Raw genomic sequence first — 3,869 nt, 5'->3', positions numbered from 1 at the left:
AGCCTATTTCAAGGCCGGGACGGCATCGGCAGAAGTGTCCAAGGTCATCGCCGGAGTAGCTGAACCGCCCGGCGCCGACGAAGTCCGGGCCATAGCCAGGACATGTTCTCGATGACTCCCGCCACCTGCTGACCGGTCTGCGCGGCGATGGCGCCGGCGCGTTCCGCCACCTCCGCCGCGGCGCCCTGCGGGGTGGTCACCACCAGGATCTGCGAGGACGGGAGCAGCTGCGCCACCGAGATCGCCACGTCCCCGGTGCCCGGAGGCAGGTCCAGGAACAGTGCATCCAGGTCGCCGAAATAGACGTCGGTGAGGAACTGCTCCAGGGCCCGGTGCAGCATGGGACCGCGCCAGGCCACCGGCTGGTTGCCTGAGACGAACATGCCGATCGAGATGACCTTCACGCCGTAGGCCACCGGCGGCAGGATCATCTCGTCCACCCGGGTGGGAGCCTGCGTGATGCCCAGCAGCCCGGGAACCGAGAAACCGTAGACATCGGCGTCGATGATGCCCACGCGCAAACCCTGGGCGGCCATGGCGCACGCGAGGTTGACGGTGACGCTCGACTTGCCCACCCCGCCCTTGCCGCTCGCCACGGCATAGATGCGGGTGAGCGAGGACGGATCGGCGAACGGATTGCCGCGGCCGGCACCGCGCAGCTGCTCCTTGAGCGCGTCGCGCTGCTGCGGCGTCATCACGTCCAGCTCCACCGCCACCCCGGAAACGCCCGGGACGGCAGCCAGGGCGTGCTCGATGTCGGCGGTGATGGTGCCGCGCAGCGGGCAGCCCGAGATGGTGAGCAGCACGCCGACGGTGACCCGTCCGGCGTCGTCAATCCGGACGTCCTTGAGCATGCCCAGCTCCGCGAGGGGCCGGCGCAGCTCCGGATCGATTACGGTTCCCAGCGCGCGCCGTACGGCGGCCGGGTCCGGGTGTTGCGACGGGTGTGGATCAGTCATGCATCAGTTCTCCTGGCCGCCGTGTTGGACGGGCGGCAGCTTGGGCAGCGAGGTGGTGGCATCGGAGGAACGGCGCCGGCCGCGGCGGCGTTCGTCCGCGGACTCGTCGTCCAACAGTTCTTCCAGCACCGAGCGCAGCTCGCTCCGGACGAAGTCACGCGTGGCCACTTCACGGATGGCGATCCGTAGCGCGGCCAGTTCGCGGGTCAGGTACTCGGTGTCCGCCAGATTGCGTTCGGCCCGCTGGCGGTCCTGCTGCAGCGAGACCTTGTCCCGGTCGTCCTGGCGGTTCTGCGCCAACAGCAGCAGCGGAGCGGCGTAGGAGGCCTGCAGCGAGAGCATCAGGGTCAACGCGGTGAAGCCCAGCGCGGCGCTGTCGAAGCGCAGGTGTGCGGGTCCGAACGTGTTCCAGGCCAGCCAGAGCGCACAGAAGACCGACATCCACATCAGGAACTGCGGGGTGCCCATGAAACGGGCGAAGGACTCCGTGGCCTTGCCGAAATAATCGGGGTTCGGCCGCAACCGGACCAGCAGGCGCGTACGGGTCTCCCGCGGGGTGTCCAGTCCCGCGACCTTGATTTTCCGGTCTGCCTTTTCAGCCAAAGCGTCCACCTCCGCTTACGGGGGAGTCGTCCTGCGCCCGCCAGTCGTCGGGCAGCAGATGGTCCAGCACGTCGTCAACGGTCACGGCGCCGACCAGCCGGCCGGAGCTGTTGACCACTGCCAGGGCATTCAGGTTGTAGGTTGCCAGGGTGCGGGCCACGTCGCTGACATCGGCCTGGTCCAGCACCGGCTCCAGGTCGGTATCCACGATGTTGCCCAGCGCCTCCGGCGGCGGGTAGCGCAGCAGCTGCTGGATGTGGACCACGCCCAGGTATTTCCCGGTGGGGGTCTCCAGCGGCGGCCGGCAGACGAAGATGGCCGACGCCAAGGCCGGCGTGAGCTCTTCGCGGCGCACATGCGCCAGGGCCTCGGCGACCGTGGCTTCCGGGGGCAGGATCACCGGCACCGGGGTCATCATGGAACCGGCGGTGTTTTCCTCATACTCCAGCAGGCGGCGGACGTCCTTTGCTTCTTCCGGCTCCATCAGCTGCAGCAGTTCTTCCTTCTGCTCCTCGGGCAGCTCGGCCAGCAGGTCGGCGGCGTCGTCGGGATCCATCTCCTCCAGCACGACGGCGGCGCGTTCGGCATCCAGCGACGTGAGGATCTGCACCTGGTCGTCGTCCGGCAGCTCCTGGAGCACATCCGCCAGACGGTCGTCCTGCAGCTCGCTCGCGACTTCCAGCCGGCGCTTCTGGGTCATCTCGTGCAGTGCCTCGGCGAAGTCGGCGGGCTTGAGGTCCTCGTGGCTGGCCACGAAGGTAGTGGCCGCCTGCGGTTCGTGCCTGGCGCCCTGGTAGGCCTCGTGCCAGTCCACGATCAGTGTTTCGTTGCGGCGCAGGCTGCGCAGCGGCGACGTCGAATGGCCGCGCCGGACGAAGAGCTGGGACACATACCAGTCGCCGTCGCGGGACTGTTCCATGCCGATGTCCAGGATGGTGGCGTCGCCGCTGCCGTCGGCGAGCGTGACGCGGCGGTCGAACATCTCGGCGACCACCAGGGTCTCGGCGCCGCGCTGCTCGAACCGGCGCAGGTTGACCAGCCCGGTGCAGATGACCTGCCCGGCGGTGATCGAGGTGATCCGGGTCATGGGGACGAACACGCGTTTCTTGCCGGGGACCTCGACCACCAGACCGACCACCAGGGGCGGCTTGGCGGGGCCGTAGTCGAGGACGACGACGTCGCGCAGCCGGCCCAGGCGGTCTCCGAGCGGGTCGAAGACGTCCAGGCCGAGCAGCCGGGCTACGAAGACGCGGTTGGTTTTTGTGCTCACCCCTTTAGGCTACGTGCTGGGCCCGGAAATCCGGGATTTGGCGGGCCGGCTTTGCCTTGCTCCCGGCCGCCGCACTGGCGGAGGCTAAGGCAGCGCGGCGGTTCCCACGTTCACCTGAAGCGATACCCAAACCACCGGTTGCGTATATCAGCGACAATGGGGGTATGTCGATGCTTGGCCGTACAGATTCCCGGGACCCCAGCCGTACCCTTCCGCAGGGCGAGTTGATCGGAAACTACCGCTCGTATCTGGATGCTCAGAAAGTGGTGGACTACCTCGCGGACGAGGAATTCCCCGTCCAGCACGTGACCATCGTCGGCAACGACCTGAAGACGGTCGAGCGGGTGACCGGCAAGCTCAGCTATCCGCGGGTTGCCCTCTCCGGCGCGGCCACCGGCGCGTGGTTCGGCCTGTTCGTCGGCTTGCTGCTGATGCTCTTCGGCGGCGGCGAAACCTTTGTGCTGCTGATCTCGTCGATGGCCATGGGCGCGGCCTTCTGGATGCTGTTCGGCATCATTTCCTACGCGCTGCAGCGCGGCAAGCGGGACTTCACCTCCACCAACCAGGTGATCGCCACCAGCTATGACGTGGTGGTCTCCACCGAGGTGGCACACGAGGCCCGGCGGTTGGCCGCGCAGCTGCCGATGGCCGGAACCGCGGTTCCCGGCCGCCCGGCTAACCACGGGCAGTCGCCCGTCGGGCCGCAGCCGCCTGCGGGCTATGGCCAGCAGCCTCCTGCGGGCCAGCAGCCGCAGGCCCCGGAGCGGCCGGCCCAGTGGGGCGAGGACCCGTACCGCCAGGGCGGCGTCCAAGGACAGCAGCCCCAGCCCGGTCCGCCCGACGCGGTCCAGCCCGGGGTGCCGGGCCAGCCCGTGCGCGGGCGCTTTCCGGACCTGCCCGACGGCCGCCCGCAGTACGGAATCCGCGTTACTCCGGAGCCCGCCCAGCCCCAGCAGGCCGGCGAGCCCCAGAACGGCTCCAGCCAGCAGGCCGGCGGGCCCCAGAACGACGCCGGCCCGCAGACCGGCGTCTCCGAG

General features: G+C 69.0%; 3 protein-coding genes and 1 pseudogene. 1 reads left to right on the top strand and 3 read right to left on the bottom strand.

Translation table 11 applies throughout. From position 1 onward, the window contains the following. Positions 1 to 92: 92 nt before the first annotated feature. The 3 genes and pseudogenes from AC5RUH_RS16455 to AC5RUH_RS16445 form a co-directional block, all read right to left on the bottom strand. Positions 93 to 959, bottom strand: a pseudogene (locus AC5RUH_RS16455) (P-loop NTPase); the annotation flags it as partial. A 3-nt stretch (positions 960 to 962) separates the two neighbouring features. Further along, the gene (locus tag AC5RUH_RS16450; protein WP_494000285.1) at positions 963 to 1,562 is read right to left on the bottom strand and encodes a DUF1003 domain-containing protein; all 600 of its coding nucleotides are present in this window, start codon (positions 1,560 to 1,562) and stop codon (positions 963 to 965) included. Next, a complete protein-coding gene (locus tag AC5RUH_RS16445) occupies positions 1,555 to 2,832 on the bottom strand; it encodes a magnesium transporter MgtE N-terminal domain-containing protein (protein WP_494000284.1) in 1,278 nt (425 codons plus the stop codon). Before AC5RUH_RS16445 ends, AC5RUH_RS16450 begins: the two co-directional genes overlap by 8 nt. 164 nt (positions 2,833 to 2,996) lie before the next feature. Between AC5RUH_RS16445 and AC5RUH_RS16440 the strand changes: the two genes are divergently transcribed. Beyond that, on the top strand, positions 2,997 to 3,869 hold an 873-nt coding region (locus tag AC5RUH_RS16440; RefSeq protein ID WP_494129124.1), incomplete at its 3' end, for a YflT domain-containing protein.

This window comes from Arthrobacter sp. Y3223166, from assembly GCF_059090935.1.
This window is presented reverse-complemented; position numbering and strand designations above follow the sequence as displayed.